General features: G+C 49.9%; 28 protein-coding genes, 2 pseudogenes and 1 riboswitch. Of the genes and pseudogenes, 8 read left to right on the forward strand and 22 right to left on the reverse strand.

Annotation, left to right across the window (positions count from 1 at the left end):
* The first annotated feature begins 105 nt into the window (after window positions 1–105).
* The gene (gene rnd, locus K6Q96_RS05075) at window positions 106–1,227 is read left to right on the forward strand and encodes a ribonuclease D (protein ID WP_251878344.1); all 1,122 of its coding nucleotides are present in this window, start codon (window positions 106–108) and stop codon (window positions 1,225–1,227) included.
* Between the two features lie 82 nt (window positions 1,228–1,309).
* Here rnd and minE read toward each other — a convergent pair whose 3' ends face one another.
* Genes minE through minC form a run of 3 tightly spaced genes read right to left on the reverse strand, consistent with a single transcriptional unit; the run spans window position 1,310 to window position 3,071 of the window.
* Window positions 1,310–1,570, reverse strand: coding sequence for a cell division topological specificity factor MinE (gene minE / locus K6Q96_RS05080; protein WP_002539539.1), 261 nt, complete (start codon window positions 1,568–1,570; stop codon window positions 1,310–1,312).
* Between the two features lie 3 nt (window positions 1,571–1,573).
* Window positions 1,574–2,386: a septum site-determining protein MinD gene (gene minD, locus K6Q96_RS05085; RefSeq protein ID WP_062662655.1), complete on the reverse strand. Its 813-nt coding sequence runs from the start codon at window positions 2,384–2,386 to the stop codon at window positions 1,574–1,576.
* Between the two features lie 19 nt (window positions 2,387–2,405).
* Window positions 2,406–3,071, reverse strand: coding sequence for a septum site-determining protein MinC (gene minC / locus K6Q96_RS05090; protein WP_251878346.1), 666 nt, complete (start codon window positions 3,069–3,071; stop codon window positions 2,406–2,408).
* Window positions 3,072–3,380: 309 nt separating this feature from the next.
* On the opposite strand from minC, the gene K6Q96_RS05095 reads away from it, so the two are divergent.
* A complete protein-coding gene (locus K6Q96_RS05095) occupies window positions 3,381–3,656 on the forward strand; it encodes a YcgL domain-containing protein (protein ID WP_251878348.1) in 276 nt (91 codons plus the stop codon).
* Between the two features lie 9 nt (window positions 3,657–3,665).
* Complete coding sequence (locus K6Q96_RS05100) at window positions 3,666–4,643, forward strand: lytic murein transglycosylase (protein ID WP_251878350.1); 978 nt, start codon at window positions 3,666–3,668, stop codon at window positions 4,641–4,643.
* A 165-nt stretch (window positions 4,644–4,808) separates the two neighbouring features.
* Here K6Q96_RS05100 and K6Q96_RS05105 read toward each other — a convergent pair whose 3' ends face one another.
* On the reverse strand, window positions 4,809–5,207 hold the full coding sequence (locus K6Q96_RS05105; RefSeq protein WP_062662650.1) for an H-NS family histone-like protein: 399 nt from the start codon (window positions 5,205–5,207) through the stop codon (window positions 4,809–4,811).
* 416 nt (window positions 5,208–5,623) lie between these two features.
* Window positions 5,624–5,805: riboswitch (Lysine riboswitch) on the forward strand.
* Between the two features lie 89 nt (window positions 5,806–5,894).
* Here K6Q96_RS05105 and K6Q96_RS05110 point away from each other — a divergent pair.
* Both K6Q96_RS05110 and K6Q96_RS05115 read left to right on the forward strand, forming a co-directional pair.
* On the forward strand, window positions 5,895–7,475 hold the full coding sequence (locus K6Q96_RS05110) for a Na+/H+ antiporter NhaC family protein (protein WP_251878351.1): 1,581 nt from the start codon (window positions 5,895–5,897) through the stop codon (window positions 7,473–7,475).
* 115 nt (window positions 7,476–7,590) lie between these two features.
* Window positions 7,591–8,169: a thymidine kinase gene (locus K6Q96_RS05115; protein ID WP_046305754.1), complete on the forward strand. Its 579-nt coding sequence runs from the start codon at window positions 7,591–7,593 to the stop codon at window positions 8,167–8,169.
* Window positions 8,170–8,230: 61 nt separating this feature from the next.
* Here the strand turns inward: K6Q96_RS05115 and K6Q96_RS05120 are convergent.
* From K6Q96_RS05120 to K6Q96_RS05130, 3 genes and pseudogenes are all read right to left on the reverse strand, one after another.
* Window positions 8,231–9,787: pseudogene (locus K6Q96_RS05120) on the reverse strand (bifunctional molybdopterin-guanine dinucleotide biosynthesis adaptor protein MobB/molybdopterin molybdotransferase MoeA).
* Window positions 9,784–10,368: a molybdenum cofactor guanylyltransferase MobA gene (gene mobA / locus K6Q96_RS05125; protein WP_251878353.1), complete on the reverse strand. Its 585-nt coding sequence runs from the start codon at window positions 10,366–10,368 to the stop codon at window positions 9,784–9,786. The pseudogene K6Q96_RS05120 and the gene mobA overlap by 4 nt, the downstream one beginning before the upstream one ends.
* Window positions 10,352–10,783: pseudogene (locus tag K6Q96_RS05130) on the reverse strand (ATP-binding cassette domain-containing protein); the annotation flags it as partial. The pseudogene K6Q96_RS05130 and the gene mobA, both read right to left, overlap by 17 nt.
* A gap of 49 nt (window positions 10,784–10,832) precedes the next feature.
* Between K6Q96_RS05130 and K6Q96_RS05135 the strand changes: the two are divergent.
* The 3 genes from K6Q96_RS05135 to K6Q96_RS05145 are packed head-to-tail and all read left to right on the forward strand — an operon-like array spanning window position 10,833 to window position 11,485.
* Window positions 10,833–11,048, forward strand: a complete 216-nt coding sequence (locus tag K6Q96_RS05135) for a cytochrome b family protein (RefSeq protein ID WP_251878357.1) — start codon at window positions 10,833–10,835, stop codon at window positions 11,046–11,048.
* Between the two features lie 5 nt (window positions 11,049–11,053).
* Window positions 11,054–11,245: a hypothetical protein gene (locus tag K6Q96_RS05140; protein ID WP_251878359.1), complete on the forward strand. Its 192-nt coding sequence runs from the start codon at window positions 11,054–11,056 to the stop codon at window positions 11,243–11,245.
* Window positions 11,246–11,257: 12 nt separating this feature from the next.
* Window positions 11,258–11,485 carry a cytochrome b family protein gene (locus tag K6Q96_RS05145; RefSeq protein ID WP_251878361.1) on the forward strand — a complete coding sequence of 76 codons (228 nt, stop codon included), beginning with the start codon at window positions 11,258–11,260 and terminating at the stop codon, window positions 11,483–11,485.
* 319 nt (window positions 11,486–11,804) lie between these two features.
* On the opposite strand, the gene arsJ is transcribed toward K6Q96_RS05145, so the two are convergent.
* The 15 genes from arsJ to hisD form a co-directional block, all read right to left on the reverse strand.
* Window positions 11,805–13,025 carry an organoarsenical effux MFS transporter ArsJ gene (gene arsJ / locus K6Q96_RS05150; RefSeq protein WP_251878363.1) on the reverse strand — a complete coding sequence of 407 codons (1,221 nt, stop codon included), beginning with the start codon at window positions 13,023–13,025 and terminating at the stop codon, window positions 11,805–11,807.
* A 54-nt stretch (window positions 13,026–13,079) separates the two neighbouring features.
* Window positions 13,080–14,081: an ArsJ-associated glyceraldehyde-3-phosphate dehydrogenase gene (locus K6Q96_RS05155; protein ID WP_251878365.1), complete on the reverse strand. Its 1,002-nt coding sequence runs from the start codon at window positions 14,079–14,081 to the stop codon at window positions 13,080–13,082.
* Between the two features lie 12 nt (window positions 14,082–14,093).
* Complete coding sequence (locus tag K6Q96_RS05160; RefSeq protein ID WP_251878367.1) at window positions 14,094–14,435, reverse strand: metalloregulator ArsR/SmtB family transcription factor; 342 nt, start codon at window positions 14,433–14,435, stop codon at window positions 14,094–14,096.
* 147 nt (window positions 14,436–14,582) lie between these two features.
* Window positions 14,583–15,635 (reverse strand): pseudaminic acid synthase, encoded by a 1,053-nt coding sequence (gene pseI, locus K6Q96_RS05165; protein ID WP_251878369.1) that lies wholly within the window; start codon window positions 15,633–15,635, stop codon window positions 14,583–14,585.
* Window positions 15,632–17,218 carry a UDP-2,4-diacetamido-2,4,6-trideoxy-beta-L-altropyranose hydrolase gene (gene pseG / locus K6Q96_RS05170; RefSeq protein ID WP_251878371.1) on the reverse strand — a complete coding sequence of 529 codons (1,587 nt, stop codon included), beginning with the start codon at window positions 17,216–17,218 and terminating at the stop codon, window positions 15,632–15,634. Before pseG ends, pseI begins: the two co-directional genes overlap by 4 nt.
* A complete protein-coding gene (pseF, locus tag K6Q96_RS05175; protein WP_251878373.1) occupies window positions 17,215–17,916 on the reverse strand; it encodes a pseudaminic acid cytidylyltransferase in 702 nt (233 codons plus the stop codon). The genes pseG and pseF overlap by 4 nt, the downstream gene beginning before the upstream one ends.
* A gap of 7 nt (window positions 17,917–17,923) precedes the next feature.
* Window positions 17,924–19,072: a UDP-4-amino-4,6-dideoxy-N-acetyl-beta-L-altrosamine transaminase gene (gene pseC / locus K6Q96_RS05180; RefSeq protein ID WP_251878375.1), complete on the reverse strand. Its 1,149-nt coding sequence runs from the start codon at window positions 19,070–19,072 to the stop codon at window positions 17,924–17,926.
* The gene (gene pseB, locus K6Q96_RS05185; RefSeq protein WP_251878377.1) at window positions 19,069–20,064 is read right to left on the reverse strand and encodes a UDP-N-acetylglucosamine 4,6-dehydratase (inverting); all 996 of its coding nucleotides are present in this window, start codon (window positions 20,062–20,064) and stop codon (window positions 19,069–19,071) included. The genes pseC and pseB overlap by 4 nt, the downstream gene beginning before the upstream one ends.
* 152 nt (window positions 20,065–20,216) lie before the next feature.
* Window positions 20,217–20,849: a bifunctional phosphoribosyl-AMP cyclohydrolase/phosphoribosyl-ATP diphosphatase HisIE gene (gene hisIE / locus K6Q96_RS05190; protein WP_251878379.1), complete on the reverse strand. Its 633-nt coding sequence runs from the start codon at window positions 20,847–20,849 to the stop codon at window positions 20,217–20,219.
* Window positions 20,846–21,619, reverse strand: coding sequence for an imidazole glycerol phosphate synthase subunit HisF (gene hisF / locus K6Q96_RS05195; protein ID WP_046305799.1), 774 nt, complete (start codon window positions 21,617–21,619; stop codon window positions 20,846–20,848). Before hisF ends, hisIE begins: the two co-directional genes overlap by 4 nt.
* Window positions 21,601–22,338 (reverse strand): 1-(5-phosphoribosyl)-5-[(5-phosphoribosylamino)methylideneamino]imidazole-4-carboxamide isomerase, encoded by a 738-nt coding sequence (hisA, locus tag K6Q96_RS05200; protein ID WP_002542149.1) that lies wholly within the window; start codon window positions 22,336–22,338, stop codon window positions 21,601–21,603. Before hisA ends, hisF begins: the two co-directional genes overlap by 19 nt.
* Window positions 22,339–22,344: 6 nt before the next feature.
* Window positions 22,345–22,947 carry an imidazole glycerol phosphate synthase subunit HisH gene (gene hisH, locus K6Q96_RS05205; protein ID WP_251878381.1) on the reverse strand — a complete coding sequence of 201 codons (603 nt, stop codon included), beginning with the start codon at window positions 22,945–22,947 and terminating at the stop codon, window positions 22,345–22,347.
* Complete coding sequence (gene hisB, locus K6Q96_RS05210) at window positions 22,947–24,014, reverse strand: bifunctional histidinol-phosphatase/imidazoleglycerol-phosphate dehydratase HisB (protein ID WP_251878383.1); 1,068 nt, start codon at window positions 24,012–24,014, stop codon at window positions 22,947–22,949. The genes hisH and hisB overlap by 1 nt, the downstream gene beginning before the upstream one ends.
* A 24-nt stretch (window positions 24,015–24,038) precedes the next feature.
* Window positions 24,039–25,079, reverse strand: coding sequence for a histidinol-phosphate transaminase (hisC, locus tag K6Q96_RS05215; RefSeq protein WP_156168218.1), 1,041 nt, complete (start codon window positions 25,077–25,079; stop codon window positions 24,039–24,041).
* Between the two features lie 19 nt (window positions 25,080–25,098).
* Window positions 25,099–26,394 (reverse strand): histidinol dehydrogenase, encoded by a 1,296-nt coding sequence (gene hisD, locus K6Q96_RS05220; protein ID WP_251878385.1) that lies wholly within the window; start codon window positions 26,392–26,394, stop codon window positions 25,099–25,101.

Genomic DNA, 26,394 nt, shown 5'->3' on the forward strand with positions numbered 1-26,394 from the left:
GTAGTAACTAAACTACCTATGCCTTTGAAAACATGCTGGCTCAGGCCAGCATGTTTGTTTTCTGGGCTCAAAGAGCGAGCCCAGAACCTAAATGTGGATGACAGCGTGAATTTTGACATTGTAACTGAGCTATCCCAACTCGAACGTGTGTGTGAGAGAGCACGCCAAGTACCAGCAGTGATGCTGGATACCGAATTCGTTCGTACCCGCACACTCTATCCGCGCCTTGGTCTTATCCAGCTTTATGATGGCGAAACGCTGTCCTTGATTGACCCGATTGAGCTGGAAGACATGTCGCCGCTTTGGGCGTTACTGACGGACGAGTCGGTGGTAAAAGTGTTACACGCATGCAGCGAAGACCTGGAGGTCTTTCATCATCATGCGGGTGTGATGCCTACGCCAATGGTGGATACCCAAATAATGGCAGCATTCTTGGGTCATGGTCTGTCGACGGGCTTTGCAACACTGGTTGAAGAATATCTTGAGGTGACATTGGACAAAGGTGAGGCCAGAACGGATTGGTGTGCTCGCCCGTTGAGTGAAAAACAGCTCGAGTACGCTGCTGCCGATGTTTACTACCTTTTACCACTCTATAATCTGCTTGCGAGACGCGTCACTGAAAAAGGCTGGGAAGAGGCGGTGAAGCAAGAATGTGCGCTGATGGTAAGCAAACGCGGTAAAACCCCGGATCCCGAAAAAGCCTACCTCGATATCAAAAATGCGTGGCAACTGCGCCCGAAACAACTGGCCGTGCTGCAAAAGCTCGCGAGCTGGCGACTAAGAGAAGCGCAGCGCCGGGACTTGGCGTTGAACTTCGTGGTGAAAGAGTTACACCTATGGAAAATGGCGCGTTTTAACATTCGTTCATTGGACAAGATGGTAGATGAAGGCTTCGACCGATTTGAGATTGAACGCCATGGCAGCCGTCTGATTCGAATGGCGCAGGAGACAGACAAAACGCCTGTTGCTCATTATCCTGAAGAGATTCAGCGTCTTGTCGATATGCCGGGCTACAAACAGGCAGTGAAAAACATCAAAGAACAAACCAACGCAGTTGCCGAGGAGCTGGGCATGGTGCCTGAATTCATCGGGTCGAAAAAGCAAATTCACCAGGTGCTTAAATGGGCGTGGATGAATGACCGGAATCCAGAAAAAGCACCAGATATTCTCTCGGGTTGGCGCAAGCCATATCTGGAAGAAAAAGTGTTGGCAGTTTTGGATAAATAGTCAGAACGCAAAAATAAGAAAAACCGGCGAAATCGCCGGTTTTTTCATTTATTCATCCCGAGAAGATCAGTAACTATGAAGGTTACTTGTCTTCTGGCAGGGTGACGTTGAGCTCGAGAACAGACAAATCGTCATCACGTTGCTCAAGTGCAACAGAAACCTGTTCAGGAGAGATATCCACATACTTACGGATAACCTCAAGGATGTCTTGCTTCAGCTGGGGTAGGTACGTTGGCTCAGCACTCCCTGCGCTGCGCCGTTCTGCAACGATGATCTGCAGACGCTCTTTAGCAAGCGATGCGGACGTCTTCTTCTTTGGACGGAAAAACTCCAGCAATGCCATTGGTTATCCTCCGAACAGTCGCTTCAAAAAGCCTTTCTTCTCTTCCTCCAGGAAGCGGAAAGGACATTCGTCACCCAGCAAACGGGTAATGGCGTCGCTGTATGCCAGCCCTGCATCAGACTCTTGATCCAGAATCACAGGTTCACCTTTATTCGACGCGTGCAACACAGAAGGGCTTTCTGGAATCACACTCAGTAGCGGTATGCGCAGAATTTCTTCGACGTCTGCGACGCTCAGCATCTCACCACGTGCAACGCGCGCTGGGTTGTAGCGGGTCAGCAGTAGGTGAGTTTTTACTGGTTCTTCGCCGTTCTCAGCGCGGCGAGATTTAGAATCCAGGATGCCCAGAATACGGTCTGAGTCGCGAACAGATGACACTTCAGGGTTGGTTGTGACGATGGCTTCATCGGCAAAGTAGAGCGCCATCAGTGCGCCAGCTTCGATACCTGCTGGAGAGTCACAGATAATGAAGTCGAAGTCCATCGCCTTCATATCTTCCAACACGCGGGCCACGCCTTCTTTGGTCAGGGCGTCTTTATCTCGGGTTTGGGAAGCGGGAAGTACAAACAGGTTTTCTACGCGCTTATCTTTGATCAATGCTTGGTGAAGGTTAGCTTCGCCGTTGATGACGTTAACAAAGTCATAAACCACGCGACGTTCGCAGCCCATGATGAGATCAAGGTTACGAAGACCAATATCAAAGTCGATAACAGCCGTTTTCTTTCCCGACAGCGCAAGGCCGGTAGCAATGGCAGCGCTTGAGGTGGTTTTACCCACGCCGCCTTTGCCAGAAGTTATTACGATAATTCGAGTCATTCCTCAATCCTTTGGAAAGTTAGAGTGTGAGGTGTTCAATGTTTAATGAGTCGTCTTTCAGCGAGACTTTCACCGGACGGGCAGCGTACTGCTCCGGTATGGTTTCGCTGAGCCAGTATGTGCCCGCAATGGAAAGCAGTTCGGATTGCAGGTTCTGGCAAAAAATGTGGGCTTCTTTTTGTCCGCTTGCGCCAGCAATGGCACGGCCACGGAGCACGCCATAAATATGAATACTGCCATCAGCAATAATTTCCGCACCGGCACTGACATGGTTCAGCACGACCAAATCAGCATTCTTGGCGTAAACCTGCTGGCCGGAGCGAATCGGTGTTGTGATGACTTTTGTTGGTGTTTGAATAGGGTCGTTAACGCGTACTGCTTGTTTGGCGGGGTTCATTACCGCCAATCCAGCGAGTTTTGCGGCTTCACGCACCTGATTTTGCTTGCAACCTGTGACTCCAACAACCAGCATGCCAGTCTTTTCGATGGTGGCTTTTAGCTGGAAAAAATCGGGTTGCGAGTGAAGCCTGGAGATATCAACGACAACAGGCGCGCCATCAAAAAAGGCCGGAGCCTGTCTCACTTTGTCAGACAGCACTTGCATTGCGCCATCCAAATCATCATCCATTAAATGGAGCACAGAAAGTGTAAATGAACTGCCTTTGAGTTCAGCATTTTTGGTCATTCGGGTAGTTATCCAGCTGGCACGGTATTGTTGGATTTGACAACACTAACGTGAAATTTCGTCACCCAATTTTTCCGATGGCGGACAAATTTAATTTGTGTGCCATTTTCAGGGGGAAGAAAGCGGGTTTCGTGCATTATCAGACAGTGTTCTGCATGGTATATTCATGGCATCTTTGCGGCAAGCGCCAACGCTGACTGTGCTGCTTTAATCGCCGATTTCATTGCGATTTTCTAAGCCATTTCTCTAAATTGGGAACAGCGCAAAAAACGTTTGCTGCAAACTGACATGAATAGTGAGAGGTACAAGGTGTATTGCGCAATTTATAAGAGCACGAAAAAGGAATCGACCTATCTTTACGTAAGCCGTAAGGATGATTTTTCAGACGTGCCCGAACAATTGTTACAAAATTTCGGGAACCCGCAGTTCGTAATGATGGTCAACTTAGATAAACGTGACAAGCTGGCGATTGCTGATATCAATAAAGTACGTGAAAACCTTAAAAACGATGGATTTTACCTGCAGTTGCCACCTGCACCGGATGCGGCGCTGCAGCATATTCGACAAAAAAACACCAAGTTATAAAGGAGCGCTATGCGTAAGGGATTAATCTCGATCCTCATTGGGGCTGCGTTATCTTTGTCTGCATCAGCACTAGCTGAAAAGCAGAGTTTTGACAGCTACGTTGAGGGTCTGAAAAAAGAGAGTGCAGAAAAGGGTTATGATGCTGCACTTATCGAAAGGGCGTTTAGTAATCTGACTTATCGCGAACGTGCGGTTAAAGCAGATAGAAATCAGCCCGAGAAACGTTTAACTCTGGATGAGTATATTCCGCGCGCAGTTCCGGATTGGAAAGTCTCTCAGGCTCGCAAGTTGTACGACGAGCATTATGATGACCTAAAGCGCATTGGTGAAATATACGGCGTACAACCCCGATTTTTAGTTGCCTTGTGGGGCGTTGAAAGTAACTTTGGCAAATTCACCGGTAACTTTAACGTTATTGAAGCGCTATCAACCATGGCCTATGACGGTAGACGAGAAGCGTTTTTTCGAGGTGAAGTTTTCTCTGCATTAACGATATTGCAGGAAGGGCACATAGACATTGATAAGATGAAAGGCTCATGGGCTGGCGCCATGGGTCAGTGCCAATTTATGCCGAGTTCTTTTATCTCTTTCGCAGCCGATGGTAATAACGACGGTAAGAAAGATATCTGGAATTCGAAGCCAGATGTGTTTGCCTCGTCCGCAAACTATTTAAAAAATGCGGGATGGGATGATGAATATACTTGGGGACGTCAAGTTATCACTCCTAAAAATCTCGATAGAGATTTGTCAGGTTTAAGTCAGGATAAAGCAAAAACTTTGGCGGAGTGGCAAGCACTTGGCGTACGACGTATGAATAATGCTTCACTGCCAGGTGTGGAAATAAAAGCCTGGTTAATTCAGCCTGATGATGAATATGGCCGCAGCTATCTGGTCTATGGCAATTATCAAAGCTTAATGAAGTGGAATCGCTCTCACTACTTTGCGCTGGCAGTAAGCCACTTGGCAGATCGTATTAAATTTGGCTGATAAGAGTACTAATTAGAAAGGTACGCATTTAGCGTGCTTTTTTGTATGTGGCATTCGTACTTCGATCTAAGATACGCACGGATTTGCCAACAGGCATAAAAAAAGGAGCAATTTGCTCCTTTTTCATGATGATACTTTTCTATCTTGGTATTAGACGTCGCCCGATTAGATGAGGAAGTCTTCTACTTTACCGCCAGCATCAATTGCATCTTTGATTACTTTCGGTGTACGACCCTGACCAGTCCAAGTTTTTTCTGAACCGTCTACGTCAGTGTATTTGTATTTCGCTGGGCGCGCAGCACGCTTGGATTTAGGTTTGGTGCCACCAAGTGTTGCCAGAAGTTCTTCTGGATCAATACCGTCTTTAATCAGCATTTCACGGTATTTCTCAAGCTTCTCAACGCGCTCTTTTTCAGCTTCACGTGCTTCTGCTTCGGCTTCTTCACGCTCGCTAACTACTGCTTGCAGTTTTTCCAGAGCTTCTTGTAGTTGTTCCAGTGTAAGTTCACGCGCAACGGCACGAAGGCTGCGCAGGTTTAACAATACTTTTAGTGCATCAGACATTATGCCAGTCCTATTCTCTCGTTATGTAATAATTTATTGCTTCACTAAGAGTAGCAAGAATAAATAATTCTTTGCAATATTTATAAAATAAACTTCGTGCTTATTAGATATCTATTTTAATTAAAGTGCAAATCTAATATTAACCCTCCCATTGATTTGATAGAAAATCCCTTCTTTTTCGGTAGGCTGTACAATAAATACGTCATACTTGTGTGAGTTTATGTGCGAAGAGAATAATGGAACTGTGAAATGTGGTTGGTTTGTAACCATCTTGAGTTAGATGTGTAAAAATTTTTATCTTTGTATTGCAAACAGACCAATGTCACATAAAATACGCTGGCTTTATGCTCAAACGGGCTTACTTTGTATGTGTATATCGGTGCAAAGACCGTCAATCGTGTAAAGTTGTTTGAGTTGATACACGTAGAGGTGCGCGGTTTATAAGTAGTTTGTCTTGGGGTGATGCCGATGAGGACAAATGAAAGGAGATAGCGCCGAAGCAGAATGTCGCTTATCAAGAGACTCTGCTGGGGTTGTGACCGAATAGGCACAACACTGCCATAGTATTGGGATTTAACTATGGAGCGCTACTGTAGGATTTAACGATGTGTATAACCGTTGTCTTCGTTCAGTCTGGTTTTCCATTTCTGCAGTAGATCTCCAACCGAATAGGTTGATATAGAGATCATGAATTTAGTCGATTTTTCTTCTTCTTCTCTTTCTTTGCTCCCCGCTGTGCTGGCGCTGGGACTCGCGATCGTGACCCGTCGTGTCTTATTGTCACTAGGCTTGGGTATTTTTTCCGGCGCTTTTTTGCTCAATGACTTTTCAATTCCCAGCACTGCTTCTTATCTCGCCAACCTGATTAAGGGACTGTTTATTTCAGATGGCGGCGTTAACTCATGGAATATGAGCATTGTGGTTTTCCTTCTGTTGCTGGGGGCAATTACTGCATTATTGACGCTTTCTGGTGGTACACGTGCATTTGCAGAATGGGCACAGAGCCGCGTGAAAAGTAAACGCGGCGCGAAACTGCTGGCAGCATTTCTGGGCGTATTTATCTTTGTTGATGATTACTTCAACAGCCTGGCTGTCGGTGCCATCAGTCGTCCGGTAACGGACCGTTTCCACGTCTCCCGTGCGAAACTGGCTTATATCCTCGACTCAACTGCAGCACCAATGTGTGTGATTATGCCGGCATCAAGCTGGGGTGCTTACATCATTACTGTGATTGGCGGCATTCTGGTCAGTCATGGGGTTACTGATTACAGCCCGCTAAGCGCATTCGCGCACATGATCCCAATGAACTTCTACGCCATTTTCGCACTGCTATTGGTCTTTGCTGTGGCTTGGTTCCAAATGGATGTGGGTCCGATGCGTCGCTTTGAATACCAAGCATCAACCGGCAGTCGTCTGGGTGATGAAGATAGTGGCCATGAGCCAATCGATGACGAACTTGGCATTGAAGAAAGCGAAAAAGGCCGAGTATCTGATTTGGTTGTGCCGATTATCGTCCTTATCGTGGCGACCATGTCATGGATGGTTTACTCCGGTTCACAGGCGCTGGAAGCCGACGGTAAATCATTCTCTGTGCTGGGTGCATTTGAGAACACAGATGTAGGCATGTCACTGCTTTATGGTGGTGCGATGGGCTTGCTATCAGCGCTGATCACTGTGGCGAAACAAGGCTTGGCGGTTTCCGATATCGCCCGAACCACATGGATTGGTGCGAAGTCTATGTTTGGTGCCATCCTGATCCTGTTCTTTGCATGGTCTATCGGCAGTGTGATTGGTGACATGGCGACCGGCAAATTCCTGTCGACCCTGATTCAGGGCAATCTCCCAGTTCAATTACTCCCAGTGCTGCTGTTCCTTTTGTCAGCGGCGATGGCTTTCTCCACCGGCACGTCTTGGGGCACGTTCGGTATCATGCTGCCAATCGCGGGAGACCTTGCTGGTGCAACAGATATTGCGCTGATGCTGCCTATGCTGTCCGCGGTTCTGGCGGGTGCGGTATTTGGTGACCACTGTTCTCCGATTTCAGATACCACCATTCTGTCTTCAACAGGTGCTCGCTGTGGCCACATCGACCACGTTGCGACTCAGTTACCTTATGCTTTGGCCGGTGCACTGATTGCAGCTGTGTCTTATTTGGTGCTGGGTTTCACGGATTCACTGAGTATTTCCCTGCTGGCAGGTATGTGCGTATTCGTCCTGGTGTGTGCGCTATTTGGCTGGATGTCACGTCGACCGGGTAAGCTGGCGTAGACTACTCTCTGAGCCTCCGATTTCGGGGGCTTTTTTCTTGTAACGCGCTTTGCGCCGCTTTTACCGTTCCCCATTTTTCGGTAGCATTCGTCAGTCTTAATTTCGGGAGAATTCCATGGCCCAGCTGTACTTCTATTACTCTGCGATGAACGCAGGTAAATCCACCACGCTTTTGCAGTCTTCGTTTAACTATCAGGAACGCGGCATGAACCCGCTGATTTTTACCGCTGCAATCGATGACCGTTATGGTGTGGGTAAAGTCAGTTCTCGAATTGGTCTTCAGGCCGAGGCCCAACTCTACTCTCCGAAAGACGATATCTACGCGGCTGTTTGCGATATCAATGCCAACAATAAGGTTGATTGCCTTCTGATTGATGAATGTCAGTTCCTGACCGAAAAGCAGGTTTATCAAATCACCGAAGTGGTCGATAAACTGCGTATTCCTGTGCTTTGTTATGGTCTACGTACCGACTTCCGTGGTGAGCTGTTTGAAGGGGCAAAATACCTGCTGGCATGGGCAGACAAACTGGTAGAACTGAAGACCATTTGTCACTGTGGCCGCAAAGCGAACATGGTGATCCGCACCGACGCTGAGGGCAATGCCATTGCTGATGGTGATCAAGTCGTGATTGGTGGTAACGACAGATACGTGTCGGTGTGTCGCGTACATTATAAAGAAGCGCTGGGTAAATAAAATTTGTCGAAAATCGATAAAAAATGCCGCTGAATTCAGCGGCATTTTTGGTTTGGTGGGCTTAAAGTCTCGAAGCTAGAGGAATGATATTAACGCGATCACCCACTTCTGCGCTCTCCACTTCCGGTGACACCTCAATCAGGCAGTTTGCTTCATGCATCGAGCGCAAAATGCCCGAGCCCTGCGAGCCCGTAGAACGCACTTCAATTTGACTGTTGGCGCTGATGGAATAAATACCGCGGGTGTACTCTGTACGGCCGAGACGGGAGCGGATTTTCTATTGGGTCACAGCCGAGAAACGCTGAGGTTGCCAGTTCACATCGCCCTGCATTTTACGAATGGCAGGTTCTACAAACTGCAGAAAGGTCACCATGACTGCCACTGGATTACCCGGTAAGCCAAAGAAAGGTGTATTGCCTAACTTGCCGAAGGCGAGAGGACGACCTGAACGCATATTTACACGCCAGAAGTTAATATCACCCAAAGCATCCAGAACGTTCTTGATGTAATCCGCATCACCGACTGATACACCTCCGGAGGAAATCACCACATCGGCTTTTTCCATAGCCGTGGTCAGTGTGTTTGTCAGTGCTTGTTCACTGTCTTCAATAATGCCCAAATCAAGAATTCGGCAACGGAGGTTTTCCAACATGCTGCGAACCGTAAAACGATTGGCATCGTAGATGCAGCTTTCTTTGGCAAGAGTTCCGGGTGCCTGCACTTCATCACCGGTTGAAAACAGAGTAACGGTGAGAGGCTTATAACACTTGGCTTCATTGAAACCCAGTGATGCCAACATACCCACTGAGGCGGCATTAAGGCGGGAGTCTGTGCTAAATACCGCAATGCCCTTTTTTAAATCTTCACCTGCTTGACGTACATTTTGTCCGTTCAGGTATCGAACATCACCAGATCGCCGTCCATCGCTGCCTGCTCACGCATCACGACAGTGTCAGCGCCTTCGGGAACAGGCGCGCCTGTCATGATGCGGACACACTCGCCTTTTTTCAGTGGTATGCCAAGACCATGACCTGTATAAATTTCGCCTACGATTTGATAGCTGTCGCGCTCTAAATCATCACTGCGAATAGCGAAACCGTCCATGGCTGAATTGGTGCTGGAAGGGACATTGACCGGCGCGATAACATCTTCTGACAAAACCCGTCCAGATAAAGACTCCAGCGGGTGAACCTCGCTGGAGGCTGGCTCATCAAAGGCTGCTAAAATCTTCTCCCTTCCGGCATCCACTGAAAGCATGGTTGGGGATAAGGAATCACAGGTGGCTGTCGCAGGCAATAGCGATGATGTTCTTATCTTCTTTGTGAAGCCACTGCTTAGCGAGCTCATCGCGGCTGAGCAATTGATTGAGTGTATTTTCTTCTTCCGGTGTTTCTTTCATCAAGGCATTGCGATTGCGCGAGCTGATCAGCACTTGGGAGGTGCCAGCTTTTCTCAGGCGGTAACTGTCTTTACCCGATTTATCGACATCAAACTCATGGTGCGCATGTTTTACCATGGCAATACGCACGCCCATGAGTTTTTCAAGCAGGGTGGTTTTACCTGTACCACTGAAGGCTGCGAACCCAAGTACAGGTAAGGAACAGTTGGAAAGACTCATGAAAGCGCCCCGAATTTTTCCAGCTCGTCAGGTGTATTCAGATTAATGAAGGCATCATGCTCATCACTGAAATCAACGAACTCCGTCTTACATGTGTCGTAGAGAAGAACGATTTTGCGGTCACCGTTATTGAGAAAGTTTTCTAATCGCTCAAACACACTGCGTTTGTACATAGTCACCACTGGCTGGACGGACTCGCCATCATGGGCGACCACAATTTCGGTATCATCAGAGATAGTTTGATACATCTTTTCTAGCAGGTTATGAGGCAGGTTAGGGCAGTCACAAGGGACGAAACCGTACCACTCACTGTCTAATTGAGCCATTGCAGCATGGATGCCACCTAAAGGTCCGGGAAAGCCCTCGAAAACATCACTGAAAACCTGTCCATATTGTGCGTAGGTTTCCTGATTGCGGTTGGCATTGACCGCGATATGTGCGCCTTGTTCAGCCAAGCGGTCGTGAACATAATCGATGAGAGGTTTGTTATTCAGGGTCACAAGGCCCTTGTCTTTTCCGCCCATGCGACGAGCTTGGCCGCCGGCAAGAATGACCCACGTGGTTTCAGGAAGGGACTGCATGGTTATCCTTGTTGATTAAGTTAAGTTTTGGCTTATGGATCAAGCGTTGGCTTTAGATCGACCAGCGCTGATTGCAGCAAGCAGTTAGCGAGTTAGGGTGATGGCTGGTGATCACCAGACTTGAACCACGATCTAACAGATCTTTGACCATGACCTTCTGTGCTTCGATGGCATCAGGGTCAAGGTTAGCGCAGGACTCATCCATCAAAAGGATAGAAGGGTTTAGCGCCCAGGCGCGAGCCATTGCCACTTTTTGTTTTTCACCACCGGAAAGCACAGAGATATGCTCCCGGCTCAGGCTTTCCAGCCCAATCATTCGCAAGGCCTGCATTGTAAGCTGGCGGCAAGTTCTTTGACAGAAATGCCTGCCTTTCAGACCACAAGCTACGTTTTCAGCCACGGTACCGTCGAAAAGATTAGCGGCTTAGTGCATAGAGTTATCGCATAAGCGCGCTGGCAAAAAGGTGATGCGCTGGACACCGTTTGAGCGCGCCATGCACTGGTTCACCGCCATCAACTTCCTGATCTTGGGGTTCAGTGGCGTGCTCTTGCTATACGGTAAGCACTTTATTAAACCTGTGGCGCCTGAAGCAGTTTGGGGCAGCATCATCTATGCGGCTAAAGTGTCGCATAACTATCTGGGTCCGCTGTTTGTGCTCGACTGCTTTGTATGTTGGTGAAGTTGATGAAGAACAATTTCATCAACAAAGTCGACATTGAATGGTTCAAGCAAGGCGGTGGTGTTCTGCCAAACGGTAAACACCCGGATGCAGGTTTTTGCAATGGTGGTGAGAAGATCTGGTTCTGGCTGCTGGCAACCGTTGGTGTGGTGCTCTGTATTACCGGTCTGGTGATGGATTTCCCACTCTTTGGTTAAACCCGTGAGGATATGCAGATAGCAAACCTGCTGCACGGTATCGCTTCTTTGGGTTTGTTCGCAGCTGCATTGGGACACATCTACATCGGTACAGTGGGTACGGAAGGCGCGCTTGAAGGCATGGCGACAGGCTACGTGGATGAAAGTTGGGCGAAGCAACACCACAAGCTTTGGCTGGATGAAGTAGAAGGCCAAAGCAGTGCTCAAACGACAGAAGCGAAAGAGCAACAAAGTACCTGACATTTAGAGAAGTAAACGAAAGCCCGCAGTCGCGGGCTTTTTTGTGCTTATTGGAAGGGGCTGTTAACCTTTGGTGGTTAAATTTTGTTCTAGCTCTGAGCGTTTTAGGCGCGGCGAGGTGTGTGCCGCCTATTGATTCTAAGCAAATACACCTCAACAAAGCATAAAACGCTTAGAGCAGAACCCTTCGGGCAGCGTTTGTGGGGAATTTCTGCTGCGTTATCGGTTTCTCATGTAGGCTAGCTACACATCGAAGCCTCTGCCTTGCATAAAACCCCCACAAACTGCTGCAAAAATCATCACCAAAGGTCAACAGCCCCTAGATGATAGACTCGTTTTTGGCCGTAGGCAGCCAAAACGAAATCACTGTGGTCGTTGCTAGGAAAGCGAAAGACACCCAGAGACACGCTGCAAACCCCCAGACCTGGAATACCCACCCCGAGAGAATGGTGCCAATCAAGCGTCCCATTGCGTTCGCCATGTAATAGAAACCCACATCCAGCGAAACGCCGTCACCTTTGGCATAGCTGACAATCAGGTAAGAGTGCAGTGAAGAGTTCACAGCAAAAACAGCACCGAACACCATCAAGCCTACAATGATAACGGTTTCCGGATGCCACTGTTGTTGAACGCTGACGGCGATGATCCCGGTGACGACAGAAAGCAACAGCGCCCAATAAATCGCGGCTTTGCCATCCGGCGTTTTACCCGAGGCTTTGCCTGTGATCTTCGGAGCAATCCCCTGAATAAAGCCATAGCCAATCACCCAAGTCGCCAGAAATGCGCCAACGGCACTGTGGTCCCAGCCAAAGGTGGTACCGAGATAGATGGGAAGTGCAATCACAAACCACACATCACGGGCACCAAACAAGAACATACGGGCAGCAGACAGAATATTCACGCTGCTGGACTTTGAGAAAATCTCTGAAAACTTGGGTTTGGTTTTTGCTTTGCCCATGTCCGATTTCAGGAATAGCAGACTACCGATAAATACCAGCAACAAGACGCCAGCCATTGCAGCAACAGCAGATTGGAAACCAATCAAGGAAAGCAGTGCACCGCCCAGGAAGAAACCGGCCCCTTTCAATGCGTTCTTAGATCCTGTGAGAATCGCAATCCACTTGTAGAGTGCGCCTTGTGCATCCTCAGGAACCAGCGTTTTGATTGAGCTCTTGGCGCTCATCTTATTGAGGTCTTTGGCAATACCGGACATGGCCTGTGCTGCCATTACCCAAGGAATGCTTAGCCAAGCCGTCGGGACCGCCAGCATGGCGAGCGCGACAATTTGCATGCCTAGACCAATGTTCATGGTCCGGTTAAGACCCAACCTTGCACCGAGCCAGCCGCCAATCAGGTTGGTCACCACACCAAAGAATTCGTAGAAAAGAAAGAGTGAAGCGATTTCCAGACTGGAGTAACCCAGATCATAAAAATAAAGCACCACTAACATGCGCAGTGCACCGTCAGTGATGGTGAAATTCCAGTAATTGAATGTCACCAGCATGTACTGGCGAACGTGGGAATTTAATTGAGACAGCATAACAACTCGCCCAAAAAAGAGCTGCGTTTGCAGCTCTTGATATCTCTTTTATATTTATGCCAAGCCTACTTTGCGGACCAACTCTGCGGTGCGTGTAGCGTAGCCCATTTCGTTGTCATACCAGGCGTAGACTTTCACCATGCGCTTGCCAACGACCATAGTCGAGAGGGCATCAACGATGGTAGAACGCTGGTCGCCTTTATAATCGATAGACACCAGTGGACGCTCTTCAAAGCCAAGAATACCTTTCAGCTCGCCTTCAGACGCTTCTTTCAGCAGGGCATTCACTTCTTCTGCGGTAGTGTCGCGCTTCACATCGAAGATGATGTCAGTCAGAGAGGCATTCGCCAGTGGAACACGGACTGCATGACCGTTAATTTTGCCTTCCAGCTCAGGGAAGATTTCAACGATAGCTTTAGCAGAACCTGTGGTAGTTGGGATCAAACTCATGCCACAGGCGCGCGCTCGACGAAGGTCTTTATGCGGTGCATCCAGAATGGTTTGGGTGTTGGTGAGATCGTGAATCGTGGTGAAAGCGGATTGCTCGATACCCAGTTTCTCATGAATCACTTTCACCACGGGAGCGATACAGTTGGTGGTGCACGATGCTGCGGTCACGATACGGTGGATTTCTGGGTCGAAGATGTTGTCGTTGATACCTACAACAATGTTGGCAATACCGTCTTCTTTCACCGGTGCAGAGACAACAACGCGTTTAACACCTTGCTCCAGGTATTGATTCAGAAACTCGGATTTACGGTGTACACCTGTTGCCTCGATAACAACGTCACAGCCAGACCAATCGATATCACTGATGTTCTTTTGTTGTGTAGTGCGGATGGTTTTCCCGTTGATCAGCATGGCATCGCCATCGGTGGTGACCTCGTGGTGCCAGCGGCCCTGAACAGAGTCGAACTCCAGAAGGTGAGCCAGCGTCGCTGTATCGCCGGCGACATCGTTGATTTGAACAAACTCAAGTTCAGGCCAGTCGAATGCGGCGCGAAGTGCCAGACGGCCGATGCGGCCAAAACCATTAATTCCTACTTTAATAGACATCTCAATTTTCCTCTAAACACAGCACTCTGGGCGAGATTTCATCTCCGAGAGACGCTGGATATCTTGCTGGTATTCTTGTTTAAGGCAGTTCGAATCGACCAGCCCCTGAATTTGTTTGCGCATCCAACCGGGAAGTTGGTCAGACAGACGGTAAAACACCCACTGACCTTGGCGGGTATCCAAAATCACGCCGCTTGAGCGAAGTTGTGCCAGGTGTCGGGAGATCTTTGGCTGGCTCTCGTTGAGCGCTTTCGTTAGCTCGCCCACGCAGATTTTTTCTTCCCGCGCGATGAGCAATAAACATCTCACGCGGGTTTCATCTGCGAGCAGTTTGAAAAACTGATGAGGTAACATTTGAATATCTCCATATGCGAATATCCATATATTAATTTCATCAAAGCAGGAGTCAACAAGGAAAAAGGGTATGTCATGAAAGCTTCATATTAGAAGGGTGAGCTAAGCAACTGAGTATCTGGAACACTGTTGCTTGTTTAGAAATGGCTATTTAGAAATGAGCTCCCAATTAAGGGCAGTGCCTGCGGGAATATCTGAGAGCGCGATTCGTCCCATGACAGCATCATAGTGCTTGGGCGCTAAACCAAACCCCGGACGAACGCTTCTTACGTTGTGTGGATTGAGGTTTTCACCTTTCTTGATGTCTTGAGCAACATAGAGCGAACGGCGGAATTGCACATTGCCTTTCTCCGCTTCTTTAAGTTGATAACCTGCTCGTCCCAATGCCTGCCAAGCGGTTTCTGTGTTCCGACAGAGTGATGCCAGTTCATCAGGCTCCAGAGAGAAGGTAGAGTCTGGGCCTGGGTCATTGCGGCTCAGAGTGACGTGTTTTTCAATCACGGACGCGCCGAGCGCAACAGCAGCAACAGACACTGTGGTGCCCAATGTGTGGTCAGACAGGCCGCCTATCACACCGAACTTTTCTGCGAGATCGGGAATGGTACGCAGATGGCTTTGGGAAGCTGGAGCAGGGTAGGCGCTGATGCAATGAAGAAGTACCAGTTGCTCACAACCATTGTCACGGGCAGTCGCCACCGCTTCGGCAATCTCATCACCATTAGCCATGCCTGTGGAAATGATCATCGGTTTTCCGGTTTGCGCCACATAACGGATTAGCGGTAAATCGACCGCTTCAAACGACGCTATCTTGTATGCGGGCGCATTGAGATCTTCCAGCAAGTCTACCGCTGTAAAATCAAACGGCGTACTGAACAGTGTAATGCCAACGTCGCGTGCTTTATCAAACAGCGGCTTGTGCCATTCAAAGGGCGTGTGTGCTTCTTGGTAAAGGTCATAAAGAGTGCGACCATCCCACAGCCCGCCTTTGATTTGGAATTCGTCAGAATCGCAATTAAGGGTGATGGTGTCAGCGGTATAGCTCTGCATCTTAATCGCATCAGCGCCAGCGCGTTTGGCCATTTCAATGGTCTGGAAAGCACGTTCGATGGAGCCGTTATGGTTTGCTGACATTTCAGCGATGATGTAAGGCTTGTGGTCTGGGCCAATTTTACGGCCGTCGATGGTAATAAACGGGGTCATGATGCTGTGTTACTGTTCCAGTCTTCACGTGAAAGGAAGAAAGCAAAATAGTCTTTGTTCCCCTCTGCTGTGATTAGGGTTTGCGTGTCCTTTTCCTTTGAAAAGCCAAGCTTGTGGTGAAGGTAAAGGACTTTTGGATTGCTGCAAAGTACCCGGCTGCGAATACCTTCAAGCCCCAACTTATCAAAGCCTAGGTGCAATGCTTCCGATAACAGCGTAAAGCCAGTGCCTGAGGGCGCTTCAGGGGATTTATAAAACCCCCATTCTGCGGTGTTTGATTGTCTTTCAATCTCTGTGAAAGAGACCATGCCAACCGGCGTTCCCTCAGCGTGCGCAATAAAAAACTGTCTCGTGGCGTCAGTTGAAGCTTTGGCAAACCAGCGCTCATGCTCCTCAGCACTGATTTCATGTTGGGTGAACATCATCTCGCGAACGCCAGGGTCATTTCGCCAACCTCGAACCATGGGTAAATCTCTGGTCGTCATGGGGCGGAATATCATCTGATTATTCGTCTCTGACGGGCAATAACTCTCCATGACTTCGACTACACGCTGCGCACCATTGCCATCGATATCTGATTTTTCCAAGCGATAAGGCAAAGTCTTCCAATGGTCAGCCAACCACTTCAGCTCATTGGCGTAATCGTGCTCGGTGGTTTTATCGCTGACACCAAGGTAACGATAGAGGCCGCTTGCCCCAAGGTGTTCGGCCATTTGACGTTGGTTCTCTGCCACGGAAACGAGGGTTCCCGGCACACCGAGACTCGCGCGTTCAATCGCGCTGACACCCGCGCCGCCAAAAGCATATCTGCAGGCGGCAAGCTCAGCTTCGTAGTCGGGAAGGTTTTCAGAAAGCGTCACGAACTCCGGTAAAGGCAGCGACGCAATGTCGTCTTTCCTTGGGTTCGCCAATCCGTGCACGACATGAAGACGGAAAGGGAGTGAATCGAAGTGTCTGCTGGCGTTCAGAAGCTTAATGCATTCGCCACTTGGGTCAGTGCCACTGAAAAAAGCCAGTACCACATTCTTTAGTGCTGGAGGCTGCTGGCGAAGCTCGGAAAAGCGTGGACGTAGCAGGCCAAACTTTGGTCCCAGAAGTTGAGTACATTCCTTGGGCACAACCTGATGATAGCGGTTTTCAAAATCCGGCCACGGGTTGTGGTCCAAGAGCACATCACACTTGTGTTCACGGTTAGCCAGATCGTCGATGGTAAAGATTCTGGCACCCGATGTACGCATCAAGTCTTGCCACTCACGGTCGAGCGCATAATGATCCATAACAATCCAGTCAGGCTGAAATCCTTCCAGTGCTGCCAAGCTTTCGTTTGCATCAGCTTCCTGTGTCACGCCAAGCCAGTGTTTGTAATCACCGGCATCGGGTAAGAAGGTTTCCTGAATGGTTTTCAGGGAAATTACGTCTACACCCTGAGCTTTGCTGTAATCGATAAGGTTGCCCGTCAGAGGGCGGCTAAGAAGTACAACGTCATGGCCGTGCTGAATCAGCTTTTTTGCCAATACCAGACAGCGCATGATATGTCCGGTACCAATCTGGCTGGAAGCATCGGCGCGAATGGCAACCTTCATAGCTCTCCTCGCTGTTCAAGAATTTGATAGAGCATTTCAGCGCGGATCCAATCGTCGGGCTCATCGATATCCTGAACCCGGAAATGAGGGATCTGAACGGCTTTTGAGTGTGGCGCGAAAATCGGTTTGCCGGAAAGGAAAGCGCCCGGCTTGCCCCAGTAAAACATCCCCGCATCGTGATATGCAGTCTCTAAATCCTGTGAGCGGGTGGAGAAATGCTCAGGCCAGAACATCTCCACATTGCCTTCGCCATTCATTCGGATACTACGCTGAATGGGGAATGAAAAGCGTGTGGCGGCGAAAGTGTACTGGGTCTGTTCTTTTTCCAATAGCGCAAGACCCTCTTCAAGATCCTTTGCGCGGGTAAACGGCACGGTGGCGTAAAGACAGCAGACCGAGCCCAATGGACGGGTGTCGTTCTCCTGAAGCCATTCGATGGCATGTTTGATCACGTCCAACGTTGTCGCATGGTCATTCGCGATATCTGCAGGACGAAGGAAAGGCACCTCTGCGCCATGTTCTTTGGCGACACCGGCAATATCCTCGCTGTCTGTCGAGACAATGATGCGGTCAAACAGGCCAGACTTTTTAGCGACATCAATGGCATAGGCAATGATTGGCTTGCCAATGAAGGTCTTGAGGTTTTTTCCCGGAATACGTTTGCTGCCGCCACGGGCAGGAATAATACAGACTTTCATTTCGTCCTCAGCGCAGCGCGTCAGCCAGTGCCTGAATCACTGTGTCCTGCTCATCTTCCGTCATATCAAAGTAAAGAGGCAGGCTGAGCGCAGCTTGATAATAATTTTCTGCGGCAGGGAATTGTCCCCACTCAAATCCCAACTCGCGGTAATGCGGTTGGGTGTGAACCGGAATGTAATGCACGTGTACACCGATGCCTTTCGCGCGAAGTTCATCAAATACGCGGCGGCGGCAATCAGGTTCCGCTAACTGGATGACATACAAATGCCATGCCGATTTACTGGCGGGAAGTAATGTTGGTGTGGTCAGTGGCAGTGCCGACAGCTTTTCAGTGTAGCGCTCTGCAAGTACTTGTCGGCGTTCTACAAATGCATCCAGTCTCGCCAGCTGAGAAGTTCCCAGCGCGGCTTGAAGATCCGTCATGCGGTAGTTGAAACCCAGTGACTGCTGCTCGTAGTACCAAGCGCCTTGGTTGCTGTCGACCAAAGATTCTAAATCCCGCGTAACACCGTGGCTGCGAAGATTCTCCATCGCTTTGGCGAGCTCTGGATTGTTGGTCAGCGCTATGCCCCCTTCTGCGGTGGTGATGATTTTTACTGGGTGAAAGCTGAATACGGTGATATCGCTGTATTGGCAGCTACCAACATACTTATCCTGATATTTGCTGCCGATGGCGTGAGAGGCATCTTCGATGATGCGGAAACCATATTGCTCGGAAAGCTGGTGGATAGCTTTCATATCGCAGCTTTGCCCGCACATATGTACCACGACCACTATATGCGGCAGGGTGTCCGTCAGCTTTGCGTGTTCCAGCTTCTCTGCTAAACGCTTTGGACAAAGGTTGTAGGTAGCTGGATCGATATCGACGAAGTCGACATCTGCACCACAATACAAACCGCAGTTTGCTGACGCCACAAAGGTGTTGGGAGAGGTCCATAGGCGCTGACCTTTACCAAGCTCCAGTGCCAAGCAAGCGATATGCAGCGCGGAAGTCGCACTGTTAACTGCGATAGCGTGCTTAGCCCCGACCTTTTGGGCGACAGCGTTTTCGAACTGAGTAACGCGCGGCCCTTGAGTGATGAAGTCAGACGTTAAAGCGTCAACGACAGCATCGATATCGTCTTGGCTAATGTTTTGTTTGCCGTAAGGGATCATGCTTGTTGCTCAAATTCCAGGATCTGCTCGACGTTCAGAAAATCCGGGTTACTACCTGAGTGGTATTCAAAACCAGCCGCGACAGGCTCGCCTTTTTCACCGAGAGGATTCACTGAATAGTCGTAATCTGCCGCATAGAATTTGATGGTTGGGCGCATCACATAGTGGTCAGCAAATTCCAGTGTCAGATGAGAGTCATCACTTGGGCACATGATTTCATGCATTTTCTCGCCCGGACGAATACCAATCTCTTTCACCGGCAAACCATTACCGTAAGCGGTCGCTAGGTCCATCAAGCGGACTGATGGGATTTTCGGGACAAAGATTTCGCCGCCTTGCATGCGTTCGAAGTTCTTCAGAACAAAGTCGACGCCTTGCTGCAAGGTAATCCAAAAACGGGTCATATCAGGGTGTGTAATTGGCAGCGCATCTGCACCTTCTTCAACCAGCTTTTTGAAAAACGGCACCACAGAACCACGGGAGCCCACCACATTGCCGTAACGAACAACCGCAAAACGGGTTTGTCCGCCACCGGTCATGTTGTTCGCTGCAACGAAGAGTTTGTCTGAACAAAGTTTGGTGGCACCGTAGAGGTTATTTGGGCTGGCGGCTTTGTCAGTAGAAAGGGCGATAACCTTTTCGACCTTGTTAGCAATGGCTGCGCGGATGATATTTTCTGCACCGTGGACGTTGGTCTTGATGCATTCCATCGGGTTGTATTCGGCGGCAGGCACCTGCTTGAGAGCAGCTGCATGAATGACATAATCAACGCCATTCATGGCTTCCATCATGCGGCCAGCGTCGCGTACATCGCCGATAAAGTAGCGCATGCAAGGGTCATTAAACTCTTGCTGCATTTCGAATTGCTTTAGTTCATCGCGCGAGAGAATGATGAGTCGCTTAGGCTTGTAACGCGCAAGGATGGTCTTGGTGTATTTCTTTCCAAATGATCCGGTACCACCGGTGATCAAAATCGACTTGCCGTTAAACATTTCAATCCTTAAGCATTCGTCTCAGTATCTGATTGAAATTTTAACTGATAGCGCCAATTTCGGTGGGAGAAAATTGCCTACATCGTGATTGGATGACGAAAAAAAAGACAATCTCTTTCGAAATTGCCTTTTATTGTGATTAGCTGAGAAGCTTACTTGTGACGTTCCTTCAGCTTATTTGCTACATCTTCGAGCGAGAAGCCTTGGTCTTGCAGCAGCACCAGCAAGTGGTACATCAGGTCTGCAGACTCATTGATTAGCTCCTCCTTATCGCCCGACGTCGCTGCAAGCGCGACTTCGACGCCTTCTTCGCCCACTTTCTGCGAAATGCGCTTGGTGCCCTTGGCATACAAGGACGCCGTATAAGACGTTGAAGGATCGGATCCTCGACGGGAAGCCAGCACCTGCTCCAATTGATGAAGAAACACCAGAGCTGGTTTGTTTGCGTCGTCTTCTCCCCAGCAGGTTTCAGTGCCAAGGTGACAGGTTGGGCCGATTGGGTCTGCTTGCACCAGCAGGGTGTCTTTATCGCAGTCCACAGCGATGTGCTTGAGACGCAGCACGTTACCGGAGGTTTCGCCTTTGGTCCAAAGACGCTCCTTGGTGCGTGAGAAAAAGGTCACTTGCTCGGTATCGAGCGTTTTTGCCAGCGCGTCCTGATTCATGTAACCCATCATCAGAACCTGTCCGCTCTGCGAGTTTTGGACAATGGCTGGCACCAAACCGTCGACTTTTTCCCAGTCGATGCTTTCAGCGAGCACCGCGTTTGATTGTGTCTGGCTCATAAGCGGATCTCCACGTCTTGTTGTTTTAAGTATTGTTTCAGTTCACCAATGTTGATGATCTGCTTGTGGAATACAGACGCTGCCAACGCACCGTCAACATTCGCTTTCTTGTAAGCTTCGGCAAAGTGCACCATTTCACCAGCGCCGCCCGAAGCGATCAGTGGGACGTGGCACACTTCGCGAACCATGTTCAATTGCTCAAGGTCGTAGCCGTTGCGCACGCCATCCTGGTTCATCATGTTCAGCACGATTTCACCGGCACCACGTTTTTGGACTTCCTGCACCCAGTCGCGGGTTTCCCATTGGGTTGCTTTGGTGCGGGTTTCGTCACCCGTGAACTGATAAACCTGATACTTGCCTGTGTCTTTGTCGTAGTAGGAGTCGATACCGACCACGATACACTGCACGCCAAATTTCTCCGCAAGCTCGGTGATGAGCTCTGGGTTCGCCAGTGCAGGGGAGTTGATGGAGATTTTATCTGCACCGAATTCCAGGATGCGTTTGGCGTCCTCTGCGGTTTTGATGCCACCAGCGACACAGAATGGAATGTCGATGACTTCTGCCACACGCGCGACCCAGCTTTTATCGACCACGCGGCCATCACTGGATGCGGTGATATCGTAAAACACCAGTTCGTCTGCGCCTTCTGCCGCGTAACGCGCGGCCAGCGGGACGATATCGCCGATGATTTCGTGGTTACGGAACTGAACGCCTTTCACCACCTGACCATCGCGAACATCAAGACATGGGATTATCCTTCTTGCCAGCATGCGAATGCCTCCTCTGCAGTGAACTTGCCGTCCAGCAAGGCACGGCCGACGATAACGCCTGCGACACCTGTGCCTTTCAGCGCTTCGATGTCAGCCAGAGAACCGATACCGCCAGAAGACTGGAACTGAACCTGTGGGTACGCCGCACACAAGTCTTTGTATAGATCGACGTTGGAACCAGCTAAGGTGCCGTCACGAGAGATATCAGTACACAGCACGTGCTTGAGACCAACGGTCAGAAAGTCGTCCAGCAGTGCCTCGATGGTCACGCCAGAATCTTCCTGCCAACCGGAAACCGCGACCATGCGGTTGCCGTTGTCATCAATGTTGATGTCCAGCGCCAGCACGATTTGCTCTGCGCCGTATTTTTCCATCCAGCCTTTAACCAGTTCAGGTTGCTTAACGGCCGTAGAGCCAATGACAACACGTTTTGCGCCGGCACGTAGCAGCTCTACCACGTCGCTTTCTTTGCGCACACCACCGCCAATTTGGATGTTGGCTGGTGTGCTGGCAATCAGCTTTTCAATCAATGGCAGCTGACGGGCAGAGGTATCTTTTGCTCCAGTCAGGTCTACCAAGTGCAGCCAGTTTGCGCCTGCGTTGTGGTAAATAGCGAACTGCTCACTTGGGTCAACTTTGTATTCGGTAACTTGTCCGTAGTCACCCTGATAGAGACGGACGACCTGCCCATCGATTAAATCCAAAGCGGGAATAATCATCCTTAATTACATCTCCAAAAAGTTCTTAATCAGTTGCGCACCAGCTTTGCTTGAGCGCTCAGGGTGGAATTGCACACCGTAATAGTTGCCACTTTGCACTGCTGCGGTAAACGGCTTGCCGTAATCGCACTGACCAACGGTGTAATCACCGACTGGCATGGCGTAGCTGTGAACAAAATAGAAGTGGCTGTTTTCTGGAATGTCTTTAAACAGCGGGTGATTGTTCACTGGGGTGACCGTGTTCCAACCCATGTGGGGAAGCGGCAACTCGCCGGTTTCCATCAAGCTTGTGTCGGCATCAACATGGCCTAGGCAGTTCACCTGCTCTTTGCCTTCCTGTGAGGATTTACCCAGAAGCTGCATGCCAAGGCATATGCCTAGGAGAGGCTGCTTCACTTCACGCACCAGCGAAATCAGGTCGCGCTCTTCCAGGTTTTTCATCGCCTCGGACGCGGTGCCTACACCCGGCAGAAAGAGTTTGTCTGCTGCCAGCACGACATCTGGGTCGCGGCTGATCGTGACATCGTAACCGAGGCGCTCTATCGCAAAACGCACAGAGCTGACGTTCGCACAACCCGTGTCGATGATGACAATCTTTACATCGCTCATTACAGCACCCCTTTGCTGCTTGGCAGCTCGTTACCTTCTACGCGAATCGCCTGACGCAATGTGCGGCCATAGGCTTTGAACAGGCTTTCCACGATGTGGTGTGTATTGTCGCCGTCTGATGACAGGTGAAGGGTACACGCCATGGTGTCGGTCAGTGAGCGGAAGAAGTGCTCGACCATTTCAGTTGAAAGATCGCCAACCTTGTCCTGAGAGAAGGTCGCTTCGAACTTGAGGTATGGGCGGCCAGACAAATCCAGAGCACATTGCGCCAGACACTCATCCATTGGCAGACTGAAACCGAAACGCCCAATACCGCGTTTGTCACCTAGCGCTTCTTTCAGCGCCTGACCCAGCGCCAGCGCCGTGTCTTCTACAGTGTGGTGATCGTCTATGTGCAGGTCGCCATCAACCGCCACTTCCATACGGAAGCCACCGTGGGTAGCGATTTGATCCAGCATGTGGTCGAAGAAACCAAGTCCTGTGCTGATCTTATTGCCGCCAGTTTCATCGAGGTTCACCGTGATACGGATATCCGTCTCTTTGGTTGTGCGAACAACCGTTGCAACGCGAGGGTTGGTGGTCAAATCCTTCAGGATTTGCTGCCAGCCCATGGTTTCCGGGTTGTATTGAATACCGCGGATTGCCATGTTTTCAGCAAGCTGCAGGTCGGTCTGACGGTCGCCTACCACGGCAGAGGTTTTGAAATCCACTCGGCCTTGCTGGAGGTACTCTTTAACCAAACCAAGCTTCGGCTTGCGGCAGCTACAATCTTCGTGGTCGAAGTGTGGGCAAATCAAAACGTCAGCAAATTTCACGCCTTGAGATTCGAAAATCTCCATCATCATATTGTGTGGAGCGTCGAAATCTTCCTGTGGGTAGCTGTCAGTGCCCAGACCATCCTGGTTGGTCACCATCACCAGCTTGTAGCCAGCGTCTTGCAGTGCCAGCAGGGCAGGGATCACGAATGGCTCAAGCTTGAGCTTGTCGAGGCGGTCGACCTGAAAATCTACAGGCGGCTCAACAATCAGCGTGCCATCGCGGTCGATAAAGAGGATTTTTTCTTTCACTACAAATTCCTTTTGTTGCGCTCTTTATGCCAGTTGCTGGCGGATAAAGGTCAGGGTCTTTTCACACTCTTCGCGGTTGCCCACGCTGATTCGGATGCATCCTTCAATTGGCGAACGGCGCAAGATGATGCCGTTGTCCCAAAGGGCTGAGAACAGAAGATCAGCGTCTGGGAATTTCACCAGCAGGTAGTTGCCATAGCCATCAAACACTTCCACGCCCGGCAACATCGCAAGACCCGCCTGCAGATAGGCACGGTTGGCATTCAAGTCCAGGACTTGATACTTCATACGGGCAAGGCCTGCTTCGCTTAACGCCTGTACGGCAATTTCAGTAACAGGCACTGGCACTGGGTATGGCGCAATCACTTTGGTCATCAATTGAATGATCTGCTGGTTCGCCAGCGTGAAGCCACAGCGCAAGCCCGCCAAAGCGAAGGCTTTTGACAGAGTACGAAGAATCGCAAGATTCGGGTAGCGTACCAGCAGGTCAACGGTTGAGGCTTCTGGACAGAAGTCGATGTAGGCTTCGTCCATGACTACCAGCGCGCGGCCAGCCGTCATTTCCAGTAGCGTTTCAATATCGTCGCGGTTAATCAGGTTACCGGTCGGGTTGTTTGGGCTACACACAAACACCAGTTTGACGCTATCAAGATTCTTTTCGATTTCTGGCAGATTCAATTGCCATTCATCGGTCAGCGGCACTGTTTTGCGGGCAACACCGGTTGTTTCTGCGCTGATGGCATACATGCCATACGTTGGTGGGCAGAACAGAATGCTGTCTTCACCGGTTTCACAGAAAGTACGGATCAGCAGTTCGATGCTTTCATCTGCGCCACGAGAGGTCAGGACCTGCTCTGGGCGAACACCTGCGTAGTCTGCGTAAGCACGGATCAGTTCTTCAGGCTGACAGGTGCTGTAGCGGTTCAGGCCAGCACCGTTGATGGTGTATTCGTTGTTAAATGGTGATTCGTTAGCATTCAGCCAAACATCACCAGAGCCGCCCAATCGGCGGGCGGACATGTAAGGGGTCAGTGCCTGAACGTCCTTACGGGCTAATTTTTCAATGTCCATTGCTTCCCCTTTATTATTTTTTGTTATTGAGTTTTTCAACACGAAGGGTCACGGCGTTTCTGTGCGCATCCAGACCTTCAGCATTGGCCATCGCAACGACAGTAGGGGCCAAGGCTTGCAAGCCATCAGATGACAACTCTTGCACTGTCATGCGCTTGCTGAAATCGGCAAGGCCAAGGCTTGAGTAGGTGCGCGTATAGCCGTAAGTTGGCAGCACATGGTTGGTGCCAGATGCGTAATCGCCGACAGATTCCGGTGACCATGCACCCAGGAAAATCGAGCCTGCGTTATCCAGCAGTGGCAGCAATTCACGTGGGTTCTTGGTTTGGACAATCAAGTGCTCAGGGCCGTAGTTGTTTGAAATCGCAACACACTGGGTCAGACTGTCTGCAATGATGATGATGCTAGACCCCAGTGCCTGGCTAGCGATGTCAGCGCGGCTAAGTACCTTGAGTTGAGCTTTGACGGCGTCAGCCACTTTCTCTGCCAGCACAGGCGACGGAGTGACAAGCACAACCTGAGAATCAGGGCCGTGTTCAGCCTGACTCAGCAAATCAGCGGCAACGAAATCTGCATCAGCGTCTTCATCCGCAATCACCAGCACTTCAGAAGGGCCTGCTGGCATATCAATCGCAGCACCTTGGTGATCATTGCTGACCTGACGTTTGGCTTCGGTCACGAAGGCGTTACCCGGGCCAAAAATCTTATCAACCTTGCTTACCGTTTCAGTGCCGTAAGCCATGGCTGCAACTGCCTGTGCGCCACCGAGGTTGTAGACTTCGTCAATGCCACAAAGCTTGGCAACATAAAGAATTTCATCAGCGATTGGTGGCGGTGAACATAGCACCACTTTACGGCAGCCGGCGATTTGAGAAGGCACACCCAGCATCAATACGGTTGATGGCAGCGGCGCGCTGCCACCCGGAATGTAAAGACCAACGCGGTTAATCGGGCGGGTTACCAGCTCACACACCACCCCCGGCATAGTTTCTACCGTCAGTGGCCCTGCTTTTTGCGCTTTGTGGAAGCAAGCGATGTTGTCATAAGCCTGTTTGAGTGCTGTTTTGATTTCCTCGCCCAGACGAGCTTCCGCCGCATCGATTTCATTTTGTGAAACCTGAATATTCTCAGGTACCACTTTATCGAATTTCTCTGTCAGTGCTTTCAGCGCAGCATCACCGCCAGTGCGGACTTGTTTGATCACGCCTTCAACGGCTTCAGTGATTGATGCACTTTCAGAGATAGCAGGGCGCTCTAGCGCTTTTGCCTGCTGTGTATCACTGAGGGATTTCCAAACCACTGTTTTCAT

The organism is Grimontia kaedaensis, assembly GCF_023746615.1.
Taxonomy (GTDB): domain Bacteria; phylum Pseudomonadota; class Gammaproteobacteria; order Enterobacterales; family Vibrionaceae; genus Enterovibrio; species Enterovibrio kaedaensis.

Bases quoted from the DNA above. Each gene is read 5' to 3' on its own strand.
- minE (WP_002539539.1), bottom strand. From the start codon at position 1,570: ATGGCATTGCTGGAGTTTTTCCGTCCAAAGAAGAAGACGTCCGCATCG.
- minD (WP_062662655.1), bottom strand. From the start codon at position 2,386: ATGACTCGAATTATCGTAATAACTTCTGGCAAAGGCGGCGTGGGTAAA.
- minC (WP_251878346.1), bottom strand. From the start codon at position 3,071: ATGACCAAAAATGCTGAACTCAAAGGCAGTTCATTTACACTTTCTGTG.
- K6Q96_RS05100 (WP_251878350.1), top strand. From the start codon at position 3,666: ATGCGTAAGGGATTAATCTCGATCCTCATTGGGGCTGCGTTATCTTTG.
- K6Q96_RS05105 (WP_062662650.1), bottom strand. From the start codon at position 5,207: ATGTCTGATGCACTAAAAGTATTGTTAAACCTGCGCAGCCTTCGTGCC.
- K6Q96_RS05110 (WP_251878351.1), top strand. From the start codon at position 5,895: ATGAATTTAGTCGATTTTTCTTCTTCTTCTCTTTCTTTGCTCCCCGCT.
- K6Q96_RS05115 (WP_046305754.1), top strand. From the start codon at position 7,591: ATGGCCCAGCTGTACTTCTATTACTCTGCGATGAACGCAGGTAAATCC.
- mobA (WP_251878353.1), bottom strand. From the start codon at position 10,368: ATGCAGTCCCTTCCTGAAACCACGTGGGTCATTCTTGCCGGCGGCCAA.
- K6Q96_RS05140 (WP_251878359.1), top strand. From the start codon at position 11,054: ATGAAGAACAATTTCATCAACAAAGTCGACATTGAATGGTTCAAGCAA.
- K6Q96_RS05145 (WP_251878361.1), top strand. From the start codon at position 11,258: ATGCAGATAGCAAACCTGCTGCACGGTATCGCTTCTTTGGGTTTGTTC.
- arsJ (WP_251878363.1), bottom strand. From the start codon at position 13,025: ATGCTGTCTCAATTAAATTCCCACGTTCGCCAGTACATGCTGGTGACA.
- K6Q96_RS05155 (WP_251878365.1), bottom strand. From the start codon at position 14,081: ATGTCTATTAAAGTAGGAATTAATGGTTTTGGCCGCATCGGCCGTCTG.
- K6Q96_RS05160 (WP_251878367.1), bottom strand. From the start codon at position 14,435: ATGTTACCTCATCAGTTTTTCAAACTGCTCGCAGATGAAACCCGCGTG.
- pseI (WP_251878369.1), bottom strand. From the start codon at position 15,635: ATGACCCCGTTTATTACCATCGACGGCCGTAAAATTGGCCCAGACCAC.
- pseG (WP_251878371.1), bottom strand. From the start codon at position 17,218: ATGAAGGTTGCCATTCGCGCCGATGCTTCCAGCCAGATTGGTACCGGA.
- pseF (WP_251878373.1), bottom strand. From the start codon at position 17,916: ATGAAAGTCTGTATTATTCCTGCCCGTGGCGGCAGCAAACGTATTCCG.
- pseC (WP_251878375.1), bottom strand. From the start codon at position 19,072: ATGATCCCTTACGGCAAACAAAACATTAGCCAAGACGATATCGATGCT.
- pseB (WP_251878377.1), bottom strand. From the start codon at position 20,064: ATGTTTAACGGCAAGTCGATTTTGATCACCGGTGGTACCGGATCATTT.
- hisIE (WP_251878379.1), bottom strand. From the start codon at position 20,849: ATGAGCCAGACACAATCAAACGCGGTGCTCGCTGAAAGCATCGACTGG.
- hisF (WP_046305799.1), bottom strand. From the start codon at position 21,619: ATGCTGGCAAGAAGGATAATCCCATGTCTTGATGTTCGCGATGGTCAG.
- hisA (WP_002542149.1), bottom strand. From the start codon at position 22,338: ATGATTATTCCCGCTTTGGATTTAATCGATGGGCAGGTCGTCCGTCTC.
- hisH (WP_251878381.1), bottom strand. From the start codon at position 22,947: ATGAGCGATGTAAAGATTGTCATCATCGACACGGGTTGTGCGAACGTC.
- hisD (WP_251878385.1), bottom strand. From the start codon at position 26,394: ATGAAAACAGTGGTTTGGAAATCCCTCAGTGATACACAGCAGGCAAAA.